The sequence below is a fragment of the Endozoicomonas sp. SESOKO2 genome, from assembly GCF_024606245.1.
GTDB lineage: Bacteria > Pseudomonadota > Gammaproteobacteria > Pseudomonadales > Endozoicomonadaceae > Endozoicomonas_A.
The window spans coordinates 1-2,538 of sequence record NZ_JAHHPQ010000469.1 but is presented as its reverse complement, the minus strand read 5'-3'; the positions used below and the strand labels follow the sequence as shown (position 1 = coordinate 2,538).

At 45.7% G+C, this 2,538-nt stretch carries 2 protein-coding genes; both read left to right on the top strand.

The features are described from left to right. The coding region (locus KDK17_RS10650) for a transglutaminase-like domain-containing protein (RefSeq protein ID WP_257288055.1) at positions 1-1,852 on the top strand (1,852 nt) is incomplete at its 5' end. Between the two features lie 154 nt (positions 1,853-2,006). Then, on the top strand, positions 2,007-2,538 hold a 532-nt coding region (locus KDK17_RS10645), incomplete at its 3' end, for a hypothetical protein (protein WP_257288054.1).

Genomic DNA, 2,538 nt, shown 5'->3' with positions numbered 1-2,538 from the left:
AGAAGGATCAAAACATTTTGACAACCGCTGCTCAGAGGGTATGAAAACAGTACTGAACAAACTGTTTGAGACCTTTGATCACGATGACCAACACCCAGCCGAAGTAAAGATGCTTTTGCAGGCAATAAGAAAACCTAAAGGCACGGAGGATCGAATTAAGGCGATCACAGAATATTGCAAACAGTTTTCCGGTGAGGCTCAACCAGGGCGCCATGAAAATTTCTTTGAATTCCTCGTAACAAAGCGGCAGGGTAGCTGTCGTCATCGTGTGCCTGCTTTTATTGCTTTTTGTCGTTATTTTGGGATTCCCTCCCGAGAAATTAAAAACGCTATCCACAGCTTTGCCGAGTATTCCGTCGATGGAGGCCAAACCTGGGAACCAGTGGATTTGGGTGGGGCACCTTTCGAGGAAACAGAAATCACATTTCATTTCCAGCCCATCAGGAAGCTCACTGGTTCCAGCAGTGAGTCCAGGAAGATTAATGCTCTCCTCAAGGCTCTCCTGAAAGGAGCTGATTTGGCAGAACAGCAAACTCTGGCCAGAGCCTGTGGCATGAGTCTGATGGAACTGAACAAAAGCCTTGAGAAAAACAGTGCATTGCCAGAAACCAATCTCAACATTCTCGAAATGGTTCATAACCTTTGGAAGGAAAACAATTTAGTCAGTTTTCACATGGCGGTCTCAACCTTAGAATCGCTGGGAAAAAAAGCGTTGGTCAATCAAGAGATAGGTACTAAATACATGTCGCTGGCGGTAAGACAAATATTGTCCGACAGTGATGGATATCTGATCATTGAACTGCTCAAGTCACTCCATTCAAAAATAATTGATCAAGCCGGAGTAAAAGCTGCTTACCAGTGGCTGATTGCAATGGTGTTCATACTGCAAGAAATTGACTTAACCCAGCCTTCGGTTATCCGCTTTGTCCTTGAAGCCATGGAATTGGGGTGGCTGGAACCAGTGTCGAACCCCATTATGAAACCCGATAAACATCATCACCTATTGGTGCGTCTCAAAGGCGTCGATGAGCTGAAGGTTAAAGCCGCTGATTGCCTGAAAAACTGGTATAAGAAAGTATTTTCCAGGAAAAAAAATAGTTATGTGTGTCGGTTGGTCTATAGAAAATTTCAAGAAGGAGGTGGTACCTTATTCGTCACTCATTGTCATAATGGGTTTTCGCAATTCTTTGAAGATAAAATTGTCAATCGATCTTTACGGATCGTCTGGACGGACGAACCTGAGGGCACTCCGAATATAGAACGAATGCTGGTGCGCCAACCTGCGTTTCCGAAATTAGTCTCGGGCAAGACGAACCACCTTCCGGTGATTATCATGGGGCAACCTTCCTGGGACAAAACAGTGATGAATAAAAAAACCGGTGTGCTGTTTCAACGACATCTCGAGAATAAGCCGGATTTGAAGCCGTTATTGGAAAAAATCAAACCAAACTCCTCTGAGGTGTCATGGGAGGATCAGCAGCTTTTAAATGCTTTGAGAGACAAACAGAGGCTAGCGCTTCAGCAGGCATTCTGTCATTACCTGTATGAAATGACGCACTCGAAAGGCGGTTGCTTAACGTATTGTTGGTCCGATGCTACCATCAGGTCTGAAGTTGAACTCACTGACAGCTATGGCGCTCATGATCCATCCTCAGTGGAGCAGCTGTATGCCATGATGTCTTCAATTGATAGTTCTTGCTGGTTTCAGGAATGTGGTCATGATGCTTTTTTAAGACAGGCACTCTACGCCGATAACGCTCTGGTGCTCAAGTCCGATGAACTGACAAAAATTGCCGAAGAGTTTTGCAACAGCGTGAATTTGAATTCGCTTTTTGAGTCATTGGATACCTGATCATTGTCTGGTCACGATAAGTTTTTCGTGACCGGTGATTTCCATCGATGGTCACGGCTAATTATCAAAACTGAACTTCCATCCTATTTTAAGGTCAAACGCCTAAACAACTTCAATGCAGTAATGCTGACAGCAGTAAAAAAGGAGATTGACTATGGATGGTCAGATTGGCAGAGCAACAAACAAATACATTCTCGGCAGTGAGGTGCCTGGTGCTGAGGTACCAGATTGTGGCGTGCATGATAGTAGCCTGCCAACCAGGACAGCAAAGCTGAAGCTATCGTCAAAAAAGGTAAAAATCTGCCATGAGACCACCGCCAAACGGACTATATCATCACATCCGATTACGTCGCCTGAGAAAGCGAGAACCGTATCCTCAACGGATTCCTCGTTACCCAGAGCCTCTCATTCCTTCGATTTTCGTTTTGTCACCAGCGATGATGAGGTTCGACAGCTTTTAGCAGCCCGGACCGGCGACGAGAATCGCGATGTCACACTTATCTCCCATCCCGATGAGCTCTCACAGGCTAATCTGGTGAGCCGGCTGAGCATTGCTGACGATGGTCACCATGCTTTGCGTTCAGGCAAGCTGTTTGAAGGGACACAACCACTCACCCTGGTGATGGATATTCGCAAGCTCACCAGCGACGATCTGCCAAAATTTAACGATCTGCTGGACCCCGATA